This window comes from Iamia sp., assembly GCF_035575815.1.
Taxonomy (GTDB): domain Bacteria; phylum Actinomycetota; class Acidimicrobiia; order Acidimicrobiales; family Iamiaceae; genus Iamia.
This window is the reverse complement of record NZ_DATLXO010000174.1, coordinates 1-15,260: the sequence shown is the minus strand read 5'-3', so window position 1 is coordinate 15,260 and position 15,260 is coordinate 1. Positions and strand designations below refer to the sequence as shown.

The window sequence follows — 15,260 nt, the reverse complement described above, 5'->3', positions numbered from 1 at the left end:
GGAGAGAGAACCGTGACCAGAGCCGTGCTCGGCCGCGTTCGCCACGCGGCAGTACCAACTCGCCGTCGTGTAGACCGCAGCCTGCGATGCCGCCTCCACCAGCCATCCACGGACATCCTCGGTGAGCAGATCCAAGAGAAGATGGTCGTCGACAACCAGCACCAAGGAGTCGACCGGCTACAGCTGGGTCTGCATATCCGGGTCGTTGGCGACGATCTCGGCGACAGTCCGGTCGTAGTCTCCGCTGGCAACCCAGTCGCGCAAGGCCTCGCGGGCCGCCTCGGGCAGAGGATCGGTGGGAGGCGCCCAAGGACCATCCAGCAACTCGCCGCGCTCACGAGCGAGCTCCCGAGCGCGCTCGACGACGGCCTGCAGTTCGGGATCGAGCTTCAGTGTCGTCGCCACGGAGGCAAGGCTACTGGTCCCTCGAACCGGGCGCCTGGACCACGCCGTTCGAGGCTCGTGAACTCACTGATGACGATCCGCGTGTCGGCTCCTTGGTTGCCGCTGTCATGAGCTTCGACGTTCCCGCCGGCGGGATCTCATCGGTGGCGCCCGGTAGACCGCAACCGACGCGCCGCTGGAGCGTCGGCTCAGCACCCGCCCACTCGCCGCACCTTCCTGCGGGAACCCACGCAATGACTACAGTCGTCCGTGGCAACCGCCCAGGGAGCGCACCATGCACGTGGTGACCATCGAGACGCCGGCCCTGGGGGATCGCACCTACCTCGTCCACGACGAGCACGCTGCGCTCGTCGTCGATCCTCAGCGCGACATCGACCGGGTGATCGACGTCGCGGATGCCGTCGGGGTCGAGATCACCCACGTGGCGGAGACGCACCTCCACAACGACTACGTCTCGGGTGGGCTGGCGCTGACCCGGAGGGTCGGAGGCCGGTACCTCCACGCCGGGTCCGAGCACCTGCCCTTCGACCACGACCCCGTGGTCGGTGGCGACACCGTCGAGGTGGGAGCGCTTCGGGTGGAGGTGCTCCACACCCCTGGCCACACCGCTCACCACCTGACCTACATCGTCCGTCTGGGTGACGAGCCCGCAGCGGTGTTCACCGGCGGTTCGTTGCTCTACGGGACCGTCGGGCGGACCGACCTGGTCGCGGCGGTGTCGACCGAGGAGCTCACCCGGGCCCAGTACCGCTCCGCACACCGACTCGCCGCCCTCCTCGCCGACGACGCGCGGGTGTACCCCACTCACGGGTTCGGCAGCTTCTGCTCCTCGGCCAAGGGCACCGGGGACTCCGACGGCACCCTCGGCACCGAGAAGCAGATCAACATCGCGTTCACCACCGGCGGGGAGGACGACTTCGTCGACCAGCTCGTCTCGGGCCTCACCGCCCAGCCCGCCTACTACGCCCACATGGTGCAGCTGAACACGTCCGGAGCTTTCCCCGTCGACCTGTCCCCGCCCTCCCCCGTGGACCCGGTCGAGCTCGCCCGACGGATCCACCGCGGCGAGTGGGTCGTTGACCTCCGCCAACGCCGGGCCTACGCATCGGACCACATCGCGGGCACCGTCGGCATCGAGCTCGCCGACCCGTTCGCCACCTACCTCGGCTGGCTCATACCGTGGGCCACCGCGGTGACCCTCCTCGCCGACACCTCCGACGAGGTCGCCGAAGCCCAGCGCCAACTGGTCCGCATCGGGATCGACCGACCCGCAGGGGCAGCCGACGGCGGCATCGACCAGTGGGCCGGAGACCATGGCCGCCGGAGCTACCCGGCAGTCGACTTCTCCGAGGTCAAGGCGCTGCTGGCAGAACCGGCGACCTTCGTGCTCGACGTCCGTCGCGACGACGAGTGGGCCCGCGGACACGTCGCCGACGCCGTCCACCTCCCCATGCACGACCTGCTCACCCGCCTCAGAGACGTACCCGACGGGCGCGCCCTCGTGCACTGCGCGAGCGGCTTCCGGGCCAGCATCGCCGCCAGCCTCCTTGACCGTGCCGGCCAGGACGTGGTCCTGATCGACGACGAGTACACCAACGCTGAAGCGGCCGGCCTGCCCACGACCTGAGCAGCCGACCCGGTGACGCGCTCACAGAGGCCGTACCGTCGAGATCCGGACCGAGCCCGCCTCGACCTGCAGAGCGCAGGACTGGAGCGAACGCGGGAGGTGCTCGAAGACATCGCTCGGATGAGCGGAGTAGACCGGCGTCCATGATCCACGCCGATCGGATCCTCGTCCTGACGGGTCTTGCCCTGGTCCTGCTCGGGCTCTCGTCTCGTGCCGTGAAGCGCTACGCACTCAGCCCCGTCCTCCTCGCGCTGGGAGCAGGAGTCCTCGTCGGCCCTCACGTCCTTGACCTGATCGAGCCGGAGTCGGTCGTCCCGAGAGTAAAGCTGCTCGAGCAGCTGTCGCGCGTTGCGCTGGCCCTCTCGGTGTTCGACATCGCGCTCCGGACCAAACCATCGGACCTGCGGGCGAACCGGGGGCGCATCGCGGTCCTGCTCTTGGTCCTGATGCCGGCCATGTGGCTGGTCACCGCCCTCGGTGCGAGTCTCCTCCTCGGCCTACCGCTCGCTCTCGCGCTGCTGCTCGGTGCAACGTTGACGCCCACGGACCCGGGCGTGGCGTCGGCACTGGTCGCTGGCGTCCTGCCCAACCGGTTGCTGCCGAGGCGGGTGAGGATGAGCCTTCAGGTCGAGGCCGGGGCCAACGACGGGCTGGCTCTGCCCTTCGTGCTGTTCGCCGGTCTGCTCGCAACCGCTCCGAACGGTCAGGTGCTCAACCGGTGGGCGGTCGAGGCCGGGCGTGAGCTTGGGACGGCCGTCGTGGTCGGCGCCCTGGTCGGCCTCCTCTTGCTGTGGCTCACCGACCTTGCCGGCATCGAGCGCCTCGCCGAGGAGGACTGGTTCCCACTGGCGAGCACCGGTGTCTCGCTCACCGTGCTCGGCGCGGCCCACATCCTCGGCGGGACCGGCATCTTCGCCGTGTTCATCGCCGGGCTCATCTTCAGCGAGGGGCTACCCGAGGATCTGCGTCAGCCGATCCACACGGTGCACCGATCGGTCACCAAGGTCGCGCTGACCGTCGTCTTCCTCGCCTTCGGCACCGTGTTGCCGGTCGATGCCTGGTGGCCGAGCCTCGGTGGCGCCGGCGTCGCCTTCGCCGTCTGGGCGTTGGTCATGCGCCGCCTTCCGGTGGGTCTCCCGGCGCTGCTGCTCACGTCGACCGGCCCGGTCTCGTCGGCGTTCATCGGCTGGTCCGGCCCGCTGGGGGCGGCGGCGATCTACTACCTGGCCTTCATCGAGAGGTACGACGTGGCGGGCGGCGAGCGGCTCTTCCTCGCCGGCTCACTGGCCGTCACCGTGTCCGTGCTCGGGCACGCATTGACCTCTGCGTTGGCCGTTCGCGCCTACGGAAGGGTGACCGGGACCGAGGTGGAGGAGGGTGAGCGGGCCGAGGTGGACGGGCCGCTCCCGTAGCACTCCCCCGAGACCTCGGTGCGGGGGCAGCTCCACCTGAAGACCGATGATCTCCGCGATCGTACCCTGGGGCGATGGTCCTCTTGCTGGTCTTCTCGGGGTTGCTGCTGCTGGCTGTCCTGATCTCGAGTCGGGCGCACCGGACGGTGCTCTCCACCGCGGCGCTGTTCCTCGTCGGTGGCTTCGTCCTCGGCGAGGGTTCGCTCGGAGTCCTCGAGGTGCGCGCCGAGGACGACCTGGTCGGGGGCTTGGCCGAGCTGGCCCTCTTCAGCGTGCTGTTCACCGACGGCATGAGGATCGGCCTGCCGCAGCTACGCACGGCGTGGCGGCTCCCCGGGCGCGCCCTGGTGTTCGGGCTGCCGCTCACCCTGCTGGTGACGACGACCCTCGCGCATCTGGTGGTCGGTCTCCCTTGGCTGGAGTCCCTGCTGATCGGAGCGGCGCTCAGCCCGACCGATCCTGTCTTCGCCGCGGCCATCGTGGGTCGCGAGGAGATCCCCTTCCGGCTCCGCAACCTCCTGAACATCGAGAGCGGCCTCAACGACGGCCTGGCCCTTCCCGTGGTGGTCGTCCTCTTGGCCTCCGCCGGGGCCGCCTCGGTCGGTGGCGTCGAGCTGCTGACCGAGGTCCTCGCCGGCATCGCGTTGGGAGTCGGCGTCCCTGCCGCGGCGATCCTCTTGGAGCGGACCCGCTTCTTCTCGGCCGCCACGGCGTACGAGCCGCTGAACGCCTTCGCCATCGGGCTCCTGGTCCTGTCGTTGGCGTTGCTCACCCACGCCAACGTGTTCCTCGCCGCGTTCTCCGCCGGGGCCACCGTCGCCACCATGAGCCCCGAGATGCGACAGGCGTTTCACCAGTTCGGGGAGCTGGTGGCCGAGCTGCTCAAGCTGGGCGCGGTGCTCGTGTTCGGCGCCCTGATCTCCTTGCCGTTCCTCAGTGAGATCGGCGTCAGGGGCTACATCTTCGCCGCGCTGGCCCTCTTCGCCGCCCGGCCCGTGGCACTGGGACTTGCACTGCTGCGGAGCACGCTCGACCGCAAGGAGCGGCTGGCCGCCTCATGGTTCGGGCCGAAGGGCTTCGCGTCGGTCGTCTACGGCCTCCTCATCCTCGAGGCCCGGGTGGACTTCAGCGACGAGATGTTCCACCTCGTCGCCCTGGTGGTCGCGGCGTCGATCCTGGCCCACTCGTCCACCGATGTGCTCGTCGCCCGGTGGTTCGAGCCCGGCACCGGCCACTCCTCAGCTCGGGAGACACCCGCCGGGGCTCCGCAGCACCCCGTCAGCGAAGCTTGATGTGGTCACCGTCCCCAGGTCGGTGCCGCCCGCAAGACTCCGTCGTCGCCGGTCCGCGCGCCCTGACCGATCGTGGCCGTGGCTGGTTGTCGTCCGCCTCACCGGGTAGTTCGGTCGACGGCTTGGGTGACCGGGCCCGCCGGCCCGAAGCACCTCGGCCGCACCCGCACACGAACCGATGAGAGGGACCTCACATGGCCACCACAGATCTGCAGCTCCTCGCCGTCATCGATGATCTCGCGCCCGAGCGGGCCGCGGCCAACGCCGAGCTCGTTGCCCGTGCCGCTCTCGGAAGCGGCATCGAGGCGTCGGGACATGCCGTGAGCGCCGGCCAACCCCCGTGGTTCGGGCTGGAGTCGGAGATCCGCCGCCTCGAGCGCGAGGGACTGGTGGATGTCGTCGTCGAAGGTGTGCCGACGTCCCCCGGGGACGAGTCCTTCCCCGCTCAGCGGGTGCGCATCGTCGTCACCGACGCCGGTCGCGACGCTCTCCAGAGCCGCGGATCGAGCTGATCCCGCGCCACGCGCACGCGCGGGAGGCCACATCGGATCTCGTCCACGCGCGAAGCCCCCGAGGCCGAGGCCCGTGGTCATCGGGCGACGACGCCCACTGCGCGGGGACCGATCCGGGTGCCCCGAAGGTGGGGTCTAAGCCCCGAACGGACGAGTCACCGAACCGGCGACCCAGCCGGTCTCCGTGCTTGCGGTGCCGGCCTCCCTGCAGCGACCGAAGGTCGTCGCCGGTCACGTCACCCGAGAGACCGGCGGCGCCGGCGGTCGTACAGTCGGGCGACCGGATGACCGTAGGGCCCCAGGCGGAGTCGAGTGGCCGCCTCGAGCTGACCTGGACGAAACAAGCACCTGCGACTCATCACCACCGATGGTGCGATATTCTCACATCAATGGAAGCGACCGTGCGTACCCCGCAGGGCCTTGGCGCGCGCGTTGCGGAAGGCCGAGAGACCGCTGGCCTCACACAGGCAGCGCTTGCCGACAGGCTCTCCATCGACAGGACATCGGTGGTCCGGCTAGAGGCTGGCGAGCGGAAGGTCTCAGCGACCGAACTTGCGACGATCGCCCAAGTCCTCGACCTGCCCATCGACTGGTTCGTGCTCGAGTCGGCGCCCGCAGTCGTGAGCCGACGGCGCGACACCCACCGGCAGCACACCTCAACTCGCGCTTTGGACGTTGCGGTCGACCGAGCTTCCCGTGATGTCCAGTTCCTGCTCGATCGGGGGATCCTGACGTGGTCCAAGCGCGAGCCAGTCGCGGTCCCTCAGAACCACTCTCAGGCAGAACACCTTGCCGAGTCGATCCGCGCCGACCTCAGACTCAACGACGAGCCGCTGCTCGGGCTCGCCGAGGTCGCCGAGGGCCTCGGCGTCATCGCCTTCTCACTTGACCTAGGTGACGCCCCCGACGGCGCTTGCGTCGAGCTCGACGGTGATGAAGGCGAGCGAGTCGGCGTCGCCGTCATCAACGGCGCTGAAGAACCGGGCCGGCGCAGGTGGAGCCTGGCCCACGAACTTGGTCACTTCCTCGTGGGCGACGCATACGCAAGCGACCACCCAGCCGGTGACGTAGAGCGCTACATCAACTCCTTCGTGACCTACCTCCTGATGCCTCGCAACGGGGTGCTCAAGGTGTGGCGAGACGCTGGTGGTGCAGACGCACGGCGAGCAGCGCTGCTGCTCGCCGCCCGCTACCACACGAGCTGGTCGGCCGCGTGCAGTCAGCTCGTCAACGTGCAGCTGATCGACCACTCGCGGCTGCACGAGCTGAAGCGAGCAGAGCCCACCCGCGGGGACTACGTGGCACTCGGTGAGGCGTGGACCGAGGAGCTTCGGCCGCCTGCAGTACCGAGGCGCTACACACAGAGCGTTCTCGGTGCCTACACCGGGGGACAACTGACAGCACAGCGGACCGTCGAGCTGCTTCGGTCGACGCTGAGCGCGCCAGAGCTCCCGACGCCCGCGCAGATCGACCTTGATCGCCTTCGGTCTGCCTTCGACCCACTGACGTGACGGCGGTCGTCTTCGATACGACAGCACTCAGCCACTTCGCCCGGGCCGGTCACCTGGGCGTCCTTGAGCGGATCACCTCCGGGTGCGATCGAGTGATGCCGAACGAGGTGGCGGCCGAGATCCAGCGAGGCGTCGACAACCACCCGGCCTTGGCGTCGGTGTTCACCGTCAACTGGCTCTCGATCGTCGAGCTCGACTTCCCCGAGGTCGTCCACGTAGCGATGTTCAAGTCGGAGCTCGGCGGGGCACCGCTCGATCACCTCGGCGAGTGCGCGGTGCTGGCACTCGTCAAGAAGCTCGGCGGCATCGGCATCGTGGACGATTGGGCGGCACATGAGACGGCGACACGGCACGGAGTCCCCGTGAAGAACACGCTGACGCTCATCTGCTCGGCCTTCAAAGCTGGAGCCGTAGCGCGGGAGAACGCGGAACACCTGGTCGATGAGCTCGCCGCCACGGACATGCGGCTCCCTGTCGACGGCAGTGGTCTCTTCGCCTGGGCCTACGCGGAGGGCGTCCTGCCATGACCAACTGCTCGGCGAGCTTGGGTCGCCGAGCGGCCTGAACCTAGCGTGACCCTACGGGGCGGGATCCGGGGCGGTACGCAACGATACGTTGCACGCTCTCTGAGCTGGTCAAGCAGGCGAAGGCCTGCTCAACAGACACCCTGCGGGGCACTGGGTGGCGAGGTCGGGGTCGTTCGGCGACGACTTCAGCGACGGCACAATCGTAGTCGCCACCGGCGACCCAACCGGCGAGCACAGGCGGAGCCGCTGGTGAAAGGTTGTCGGACGGCGGGGGCCCGGACCCATCCAGCAGCTCGCCTCGCTGGCGCGCCTGCTCGCGGGCGCGCTCGATGCGCACGACACGGGAAGCGGTTCCGGGTCCAGACCGACGGCGCCACCGTCACCCGCTACCGCGTGGGTGAGATCTCCTGGGCTCTGCTCATCGAGGGCGGCGCCTGACGCCGCGCGCCGTCGAACTGGCCCCTCCCCCAGTCACCAGGCCATCGAGGCAGAACCACACATGCGCCGGCTGGAGGTGGCGCACCACTCCACTTGTGCCGCTCGACGTCCATGCGGTCTCCCGGGGGGTCCTGGGCCGGTCTGCCCCCATCGGGCGGCGTTCAGGTCGAGCAGCTCGGCGTCGCATTGCCGCAACGGGCGCCCTACGCGATGTCGAAGAGGTCGGCCGCGTTCGTGGCCATCAGCCGACCGGCCAATGCCTGCTTCATCGTCGCGAGGTGGCGCTGCTCCTCGGCGATGAGATCGGGCGACCGCGCCAGGCGCACGAACTCGTCGGTGACGAGGCCTTCTCGCAGCAGGAGCGACACGGTCCTGTCGCAATAGCTGACCCGGAAGCCGAAGGTCCGGAGCGTGTGGCCCCGCTCCGGTCGCTCCAACGCGGGGTCGACCACATAGCGGCTGTCGGTCAGGGCGCGGGTCACCAGTTCGCAGGCATCACGAGCGCCCGGTCCGCCGAAGGCCGTCTCGATGACGACCTCTCGCCTCTCCACCAAGCCGTCCGGCTCGAGGAGGGCGAAAGCTCGCTCCATCACCTTGAAGCCGAGGGCCACGCCCGCGGGGCTGCTGGGCCCGCTGTAGCGCAGCATCTCCTGGAACGAGAAGGCCGCCGCGATCCCCTGCTCCTGCACCTCAACGCTGTGGGCCATCACCGCATCCTCCCCGCCCTCGGTCAGCTCGGCATCGGCGGCAGCCCTCGCCGCTCGATACCTCGGTCGGTCGGCCGGCTGTCATCCGAGGAGGGACTCGGTCAGCATCGGTGTGAGGTCGTCGTCGGCGGAGTTGAGCGGCGCTAGCTCTCGGATTTTGACTTCTTGGCCCGCGACGGCGCCACCCTCGGCGGCTCGTTGGGCTGCTTCGGGTAGACGGGGGGCCACGGCGCATCCATGAGACCGGCGGCCATGTCGCGCTCATGGAGCTCGAGCAGCGGTGCGAGGGACTGGGGCCGCTCGTACATCCCGGCCCAGGGGTTGCCATCGGCCGCGACGCGCTCGGCCACGACGGGCATCGTGAAGCGGTCAGGGTGGAAAGCCTCATCGAACTCGTCCCAACCGAACGGCGTCGACACCTGGGCCCCGGGTCGGGCCCGCACGCACCAGGCGCCGAAGATCGTCTTGTGCGGGGCGTTCTGGTTGAAGTCCACGAACACCCGCCGGCCCCGCTCCTCCTTCCACCACGCCGCGGTGACCTGGTCGGGGTGGCGTCGCTCCAGCTCGCGGGCGAGGGCCACCGCCGCGGAGCGGACCTGGTAGCTGTCCCAGTGGGGCTCGAGGCGCAGGTAGATGTGGATGCCGCGGTTGCCGGTGGTCTTGGGCCAGCCGGTGAGCCCGAGCTCCTCGAGGAGGTCACGGACGAGCAACGCGGCGTCGCGCACCATCGGGAAGTCGACGCCAGGGGTGGGGTCGAGGTCGATGCGCAGCTCATCGGCGTGGTCGGGGTCATCGGCCCGGTTCGGCCACACGTGGAAGCCCAGGCAACCCCTGTTCACCGCCCACGCAACGTGGGCGAGATCGGCGATGACGAGGGCGTTCGACGGCGTGCCGTTCGGGGTGCTGACCACGGTCGTCTCCAGCCACGGCGTTCCGCCCTTCTCGACCCGCTTCTGGAAGAACGACTTACCCTCGGCCCCGTTGGGGAAGCGCTGGAGCAGCACGGGCCGGCCGCCCATGGCCGCGAGCAGCGGATCGCGCACGGCGGCGTAGAAATCGACGAGGTCGCCCTTGGTCTCGCCCCGCTCGGAGAAGAACACCTTGTCGGGGTTGGAGACGACGACCTCGCGGCCGTCGAGCACCACGGTGGTCTCGTCGTCGGTCGGCTTGCTCACGAGGGTGACTCCTCCTCCGTGCCCGGCGACAGGCCCACGCCGCCGGGCGCGACCTTACGGCGCACACCGAGCGGGGTTCCGACGACGAACACCATGTGGTGGTGGCGGTGTCCGGTCGATCGGGCGAAAGCTGCTCCACCACCCGGCCTACTCTCTGTCATGGTCCTTCGGACGGACACTGTGCTCGGCATCGCCCTCGGGATCATGCGGTCCCACCCCTACGGCTTCCTGGCCACCACCTCGTCCAGGAGCGGGCCCAACCTCCGCTTGGTGCAGCACCTCCTCGTCGACGATGAGGCGACGATCTGGATCTCTACCAGCCCCCGCTCCCGCAAGGCCCACGAGATCGCGGCGCGGCCGACGGCGACCTACGGCGTCGAGGACCGCGCCGCCTTCGCGTACGTCACCGCGAGCGGCCCCGCCGAGCTCGTCGACGACCCGACCGTCGGAGCCCGCCTCTGGGACGAGGACCTGCGGGCCTTCTTCCCGGCGGGGCCCTATGGAGGTGACTTCGTCCTGATCCGCCTGCGCCCCGAGACCCTCGAGGTGATGGACTTCGCCCGACAGGTGCACCCGGAGCCCTACGGGCTGGCCCCCGAGGTGATGACCCGTCAGGGGCCGGGTTGGGTACTCCGGCCCGGAGACCCGGGCGCAGGTGGCTGACGAGGTCACCGCCGCCGAGACCCGGCTGGCTCGCCGTCGGGAGCGCCTGCCCACGCCCACCTACCCGGCTGAGCTGCCCATCACCGCGCGGCGCGATGAGCTGCTCGCCGCCATCTGCGACCACCAGGTGGTGATCGTCGCCGGGGAGACCGGCTCGGGCAAGAGCACCCAGCTGCCCAAGCTGTGCCTGGAGCTGGGTCGGGGCGTGGTCGGGCTCGTCGGCCACACCCAACCGCGGCGGATGGCGGCTCGCACGATCGCCGAGCGGGTCGCCGAGGAGCTCGGCACCGACGTGGGCCGGGCCGTGGGCTACACGGTCCGCTTCACCGACCGGGTCGGCGACGACACCAACGTGGCGGTGATGACCGACGGCATCCTGCTCGCCGAGGTCCAACGGGACCGGCTGCTCAGCCGGTACGACACGCTGATCATCGACGAGGCCCACGAGCGCAGCCTCAACATCGACTTCCTGCTCGGCTACCTCCACCGACTCCTGCCCGAGCGGCCCGACCTGAAGCTGATCATCACCTCGGCCACCATCGACACGACCCGGTTCTCCGAGCACTTCGGCGAAGCGCCCGTGGTCGAGGTGTCGGGGCGGACCTACCCCGTCGAGCTCCGCTACCGCCCCTACGGCGGACTGGTGGCGGCCGAGGAGGGCGACGACGTCATCGACGACGACCGCGACCAGACCCAGGCCGTCGTCGATGCCGTCGACGAGCTGAGCCGGGAGGGGCCGGGTGACGTGCTGGTGTTCCTCAGCGGCGAGCGGGAGATCCGCGACACCGCCGAGGCCCTGATCGCGGCGGACCGGCGCGACACCGAGGTGCTCCCCCTCTACGCCCGCCTTTCGGCCGCCGAGCAGCACCGGGTGTTCGCGCCCCACCGGGGCCGGCGGGTGGTGCTGGCCACCAACGTGGCCGAGACGTCGTTGACGGTCCCCGGCGTCCGGTACGTGGTCGACGCCGGCACCGCCCGCATCTCCCGCTACAGCCACCGGCTGAAGGTGCAACGCCTGCCCATCGAGGCAGTGAGCCAGGCCTCGGCGAACCAGCGGGCCGGTCGCTGCGGGCGGGTGGCGCCGGGCATCTGCATCCGCCTGTACTCCGAGGAGGACTTCGCCGCCCGACCCGCGTTCACCGACCCCGAGATCCTGCGGACGAACCTGGCGGCGGTCATCCTCCAGATGACCAACCTGGGCCTGGGCGATGTCGCCGCCTTCCCGTTCCTCGACCCGCCCGACGCCCGGGCCGTCCGCGACGGCGTGGCCCTGCTGGAGGAGCTCGGGGCCCTCGACCGCGGCCAGCCGGCCGACGATCGGCGCCTCACCCTGGTCGGGAAGCGCCTGGTCCGACTGCCCATCGACCCCCGCCTGGGCCGCATGGTGCTGGAGTCAGAGCGCCAAGGCTGCGGGCGCGAGGTGCTGATCATCGCCGCCGCCCTGTCCCTCCAGGACCCCCGCGAGCGACCGACCGACCAGCGGCAGGCCGCGGACGAGATGCACCGACGCTTCGCGGTACCGGGCTCGGACCTTCTGTCCCTGGTGGCGCTGTGGGACCACCTCGAAGAACGCCGCGCTGCGCTGTCGTCCAACCAGCTCCGGCGCGAGTGCAAGGCCGAGTTCCTGAACTTCCTGCGGGTCCGGGAGTGGCGGGAGCTCCAGCGCCAGCTGGCCCGCGCCGCGGCCCCCCTCGGCATCGTGGCCGGGACCGAGACGGCGGAGCCCGACCAGGTCCACCGGGCGGTGCTGGCCGGTCTGCTGTCGCAGATCGGCATGAGGGACGGCGACACCCGGGAGTACCGGGGCGCCCGCGGCGCCCGCTTCCAGCTGGCCGCCGGCTCCTCCCTGGCCCGAAAGAACCCGGCCTGGGTGATGGCCGCCGAGCTGGTGGAGACCAACCGCCTGTGGGCCCGCGGTGCGGCCGCCATCCGCCCCGAGTGGGCCGAGGACGCCGCCGGCCACCTGGTGAAGCGCTCCCACGGCGACGCCCGGTGGGACGAGCGCTCCGGGAGGGCCGTCACCAGCGAGCGGGTCACCCTCTACGGCCTGCCACTCGTACCGGCGCGCACCGTCGGCTACGACCGCGTCGACCCCGACCACGCCCGGGAGCTGTTCGTGGACCACGCCCTGGTGCGGCGCGAGTGGGCGACGCACCACGGCTTCCTGGCCGAGAACGAGGCGTTCCTCGACGAGGCCCGCGCCCTGGGCGACCGGCTGCGGAGGGCCGACCTGTTCGACCACGACGAGACCCTCCTGCGGTTCTACGGCAGCCGGGTCGGCGGGGACGTGGTGTCGGGGCGCCACTTCGACCGCTGGTGGAAGCAGGCCCAACGCGACGACCCCGGCCTGCTCTCCCTGACCCTCGACGAGGTCGGCGACGGCGACGGCGACGGCCCGGCCCTCGAGCTCGCGGCCTACCCCGACACGTGGCACCAGGGCGACCTGGCCCTGCCGATCACCTACCGCTTCGCCCCCGGCGAGGACCTCGACGGCGTCACCGTCCACATCCCCCTGGCCGTGCTCAACCGGGTGGAGCCGTGGGACTTCGACTGGCAGATCCCCGGCTACCGGCGGGACCTCGTTCTCGCCCTCGCGGCCACCCTGCCCAAGTCGCAGCGCCGCAGCCTCTCACCGTTCGCCGAGACGGCCCGCCGGGCGGCCGACCGGCTGGGGTTCCAGGAACGTCCGCTCCCCGAAGCCCTGGCCGACGTGCTGACCGATCTGGCCGGGACCCGCATCGGACCCGACGACCTCGATGTCCGCCGGGTCCCGCCCCACCTGCGCATCACCTTCGCCGTCGACGACAGCGGCACGGTGATCGCCCTCGGCAAGGACCTCCGGGCCGTCCGCGACCTGGTCGGCGGGCGGGCCCGGCGGGCCATCGCCGAAGCTGCCCCCGGCATCGAGCGGACGGGCCTCACCCGCTGGGACGTCGGCGACCTCCCCCGTGTCGTGCGCTCCCGCCACGACGGCCAGGTGGTGGAGGGCTACCCAGCCCTCCTCGACGACGGCGACTCGGTGTCGGTCAGGGTGTTCTCCCGACCGGAGGTCGCCGATCGGATCATGGCCGGAGGGATCCACCGGCTGGTGCTGCTGTCGGTGCCGGTGGGCGTGCGCGGCCTCGAGCGCGAGGTCCCCGGCACCGTGCGCCTGGCCTTCGCCGCCATGTCGGAGCTGACCCTCGGCGCACTGCTGCGCGACGCCATCGGCGCCGCAGCGAACACGGTGATCGCGGATCGCGGCGGGGTGACCTGGACCGAGGTCGGGTTCGAGGCGGTGCTGGCCGGCGCGAGATCCGATCTCCGGGCCGTCGCCTCCCGAGCCCTGAGCGACGCCGGGGCCGTGGTGGTTGCCGCGGCCGACGTGACCGTCGCGCTCGACCGGCTCACCGCCCCGACCCTTGCGCCGTCGGTGACCGACGCCTCGGCCCAGCTGCTCCGCCTGGTGCGCCCCGGGTTCATCACCACCGCGGGCACGGCCCGCCTCACCGACGTGCACCGCTACGTCCGGGGCATCGGCGCCCGGCTGGGGAAGGTGGCCGAGGACCCCGTCCGCGACCAGCGGCGGATCGCCGAGGTGACCGCGGTGGAGAGCTCCTACCAGCGGCTTCTCGGCGCCCTGGCGCCCAGCCAGGTGACCCCGCGCGTCGTGGAGGTGAGCTGGATGCTCGAGGAGCTCCGGGTCAGCGTGTTCGCCCAGTCGATCGGGGCCAAGGGCCGGGTGAGCACCCAGCGCGTCCGCGCCGAGATCGACCAGCTCTTCGCCGGCGACCTCGACTGACATCTCGCGCCCGAACACCGGTGGTGGCTGACCTCTTCGCCGGTCCCGTGCTGCTCGAGGCGCTCAGGGTCGGTCGTCCCTGAGGGCGCAGAGGTCCAGGACCTGGCGTCCCCACGTCCACCCGTACGTTTGCGGCACCTGGGAAACCTGGATGCGGTGATGACCACCTCAGTGTCGTTCGCCACGCGACCGCCCAGGTGCTCCTGCCGCCCGTACAATGAGCCCTGCCGGGGCCGCTTCCGCTCACCCCTCCCCCGTGCGGGGGCAGGCCCCGGCACCCATCGCTCGGCGGAGCGCACCGATCAGGGCCCCACTGTCACACCGGCGTGGGATGATCGGGCCATGGCCTTCGGACAGCAGTCAGGACCCCCGGCGACCGCCCGGCAGGTGCAGGAGCTGCTCGCGCTCGTGCTCCAGGCCGGCCACACCGACTTCCGTGACGCCCGCGGTCCCCTCGGGCTCACCCAGCGCCAAGCCGCCGGCAAGTTCACCCGGGACGAGGCCGACGCGTTCATCGAGGCGCTCACCGAGGCCCAGGACACTGCGGATGTCCTGACCGAGCTCGACGGTGGCCCGCCCCCCCGACCGCGATCGGCGCGGGTCACCGCCGCCGATCAGCGCAAGGCCGAGCAGGTCAGGGCGCTGCAGGCCATGGCCCCCGAGCTCCTGGCCGCCGAGCTCCAACGCCGGGGATGGGCCGTGATGGCGCCCTGACGCAACCCGCGTCGACGCCGGTCAGCGACGCCGGGTCGAACGGCCCCGGAACGCCACCAGCCCCCAGAGCACGAGACCGACGACGATCACCACGATGATCGCCGTCTCGAACAGGCTGAGACGGGCGATGAGCACCGCACCAGTGTGGGTCAGACCGCGCACCCCTCGGGACCACAGGCCTCGTCGTCGGCCGTTCCGTCGACGGCGGTGATCGTGGGGGTGCGCTCGTCCGACGCCCGGCGGAGCACCTTGCGCCCGGCGGTGGTGTTCCGCCTGAGCCTCGCAGCGACCAGGGGCGCCGCCGCGCCGCGGTCGTAGGCTGGACCGTCGTCCCGCCACCGCCGCTGGGACCCGGGTGGCCCGCGATCGGTGCCGCCGACATCGAGGAGCACACCATCACCGCCGAGACCCCCGACGCCGCGCCCACCGATGGGTCCCCGCCTGACCCGACCCGGGTCACCGCCATCGACCCCGAGACCGGAGACGCCGTCGACCC

The 15,260-nt window shown here is 71.0% G+C and carries 14 protein-coding genes; 9 read left to right on the top strand and 5 right to left on the bottom strand.

The window, feature by feature from the left end; genetic code table 11:
• Positions 1–177 precede the first annotated feature (177 nt).
• Entirely contained in the window at positions 178–405 is a 228-nt protein-coding gene (locus VNL12_RS17605; protein WP_325596252.1) for a hypothetical protein, read from the bottom strand.
• Between the two features lie 274 nt (positions 406–679).
• Here VNL12_RS17605 and VNL12_RS17600 point away from each other — a divergent pair, with 274 nt between their 5' ends.
• The 4 genes from VNL12_RS17600 to VNL12_RS17585 all read left to right on the top strand — a co-directional run bounded on the left by VNL12_RS17600 (position 680) and on the right by VNL12_RS17585 (position 5,248).
• Complete coding sequence (locus VNL12_RS17600) at positions 680–2,032, top strand: MBL fold metallo-hydrolase (protein WP_325596251.1); 1,353 nt, start codon at positions 680–682, stop codon at positions 2,030–2,032.
• A gap of 143 nt (positions 2,033–2,175) precedes the next feature.
• A complete protein-coding gene (locus VNL12_RS17595) occupies positions 2,176–3,444 on the top strand; it encodes a cation:proton antiporter (protein WP_325596250.1) in 1,269 nt (422 codons plus the stop codon).
• A gap of 74 nt (positions 3,445–3,518) precedes the next feature.
• Complete coding sequence (locus VNL12_RS17590) at positions 3,519–4,736, top strand: cation:proton antiporter (protein ID WP_325596249.1); 1,218 nt, start codon at positions 3,519–3,521, stop codon at positions 4,734–4,736.
• 194 nt (positions 4,737–4,930) lie between these two features.
• Positions 4,931–5,248 carry a hypothetical protein gene (locus VNL12_RS17585; protein WP_325596248.1) on the top strand — a complete coding sequence of 106 codons (318 nt, stop codon included), beginning with the start codon at positions 4,931–4,933 and terminating at the stop codon, positions 5,246–5,248.
• Here the strand turns inward: VNL12_RS17585 and VNL12_RS21305 are convergent.
• On the bottom strand, positions 5,202–5,534 hold the full coding sequence (locus VNL12_RS21305; RefSeq protein ID WP_414654925.1) for a relaxase domain-containing protein: 333 nt from the start codon (positions 5,532–5,534) through the stop codon (positions 5,202–5,204). The genes VNL12_RS17585 and VNL12_RS21305 overlap by 47 nt on opposite strands.
• Before the next feature lie 103 nt (positions 5,535–5,637).
• On the opposite strand from VNL12_RS21305, the gene VNL12_RS17580 reads away from it, so the two are divergent.
• Positions 5,638–6,759 (top strand): XRE family transcriptional regulator, encoded by a 1,122-nt coding sequence (locus tag VNL12_RS17580; protein ID WP_325596247.1) that lies wholly within the window; start codon positions 5,638–5,640, stop codon positions 6,757–6,759.
• 95 nt (positions 6,760–6,854) lie between these two features.
• On the top strand, positions 6,855–7,286 hold the full coding sequence (locus VNL12_RS17575; protein WP_325596246.1) for a hypothetical protein: 432 nt from the start codon (positions 6,855–6,857) through the stop codon (positions 7,284–7,286).
• Positions 7,287–7,927: 641 nt separating this feature from the next.
• On the opposite strand, the gene VNL12_RS17570 is transcribed toward VNL12_RS17575, so the two are convergent.
• Together VNL12_RS17570 and ligD are read right to left on the bottom strand one after the other, a co-directional pair.
• A complete protein-coding gene (locus VNL12_RS17570) occupies positions 7,928–8,431 on the bottom strand; it encodes a hypothetical protein (protein ID WP_325596245.1) in 504 nt (167 codons plus the stop codon).
• Between the two features lie 143 nt (positions 8,432–8,574).
• Positions 8,575–9,606 (bottom strand): non-homologous end-joining DNA ligase, encoded by a 1,032-nt coding sequence (gene ligD / locus VNL12_RS17565; protein ID WP_325596244.1) that lies wholly within the window; start codon positions 9,604–9,606, stop codon positions 8,575–8,577.
• A gap of 159 nt (positions 9,607–9,765) precedes the next feature.
• Between ligD and VNL12_RS17560 the strand changes: the two genes are divergently transcribed.
• From VNL12_RS17560 to VNL12_RS17550, 3 genes are all read left to right on the top strand, one after another.
• The gene (locus VNL12_RS17560; RefSeq protein WP_325596243.1) at positions 9,766–10,269 is read left to right on the top strand and encodes a pyridoxamine 5'-phosphate oxidase family protein; all 504 of its coding nucleotides are present in this window, start codon (positions 9,766–9,768) and stop codon (positions 10,267–10,269) included.
• Complete coding sequence (gene hrpA, locus VNL12_RS17555) at positions 10,262–14,050, top strand: ATP-dependent RNA helicase HrpA (protein WP_325596242.1); 3,789 nt, start codon at positions 10,262–10,264, stop codon at positions 14,048–14,050. The genes VNL12_RS17560 and hrpA overlap by 8 nt, the downstream gene beginning before the upstream one ends.
• 342 nt (positions 14,051–14,392) lie before the next feature.
• Positions 14,393–14,764 carry a hypothetical protein gene (locus tag VNL12_RS17550; protein ID WP_325596241.1) on the top strand — a complete coding sequence of 124 codons (372 nt, stop codon included), beginning with the start codon at positions 14,393–14,395 and terminating at the stop codon, positions 14,762–14,764.
• Positions 14,765–14,913: 149 nt separating this feature from the next.
• Here VNL12_RS17550 and VNL12_RS17545 read toward each other — a convergent pair.
• The coding region (locus VNL12_RS17545) for a hypothetical protein (RefSeq protein WP_325596240.1) at positions 14,914–15,260 on the bottom strand (347 nt) is incomplete at its 5' end.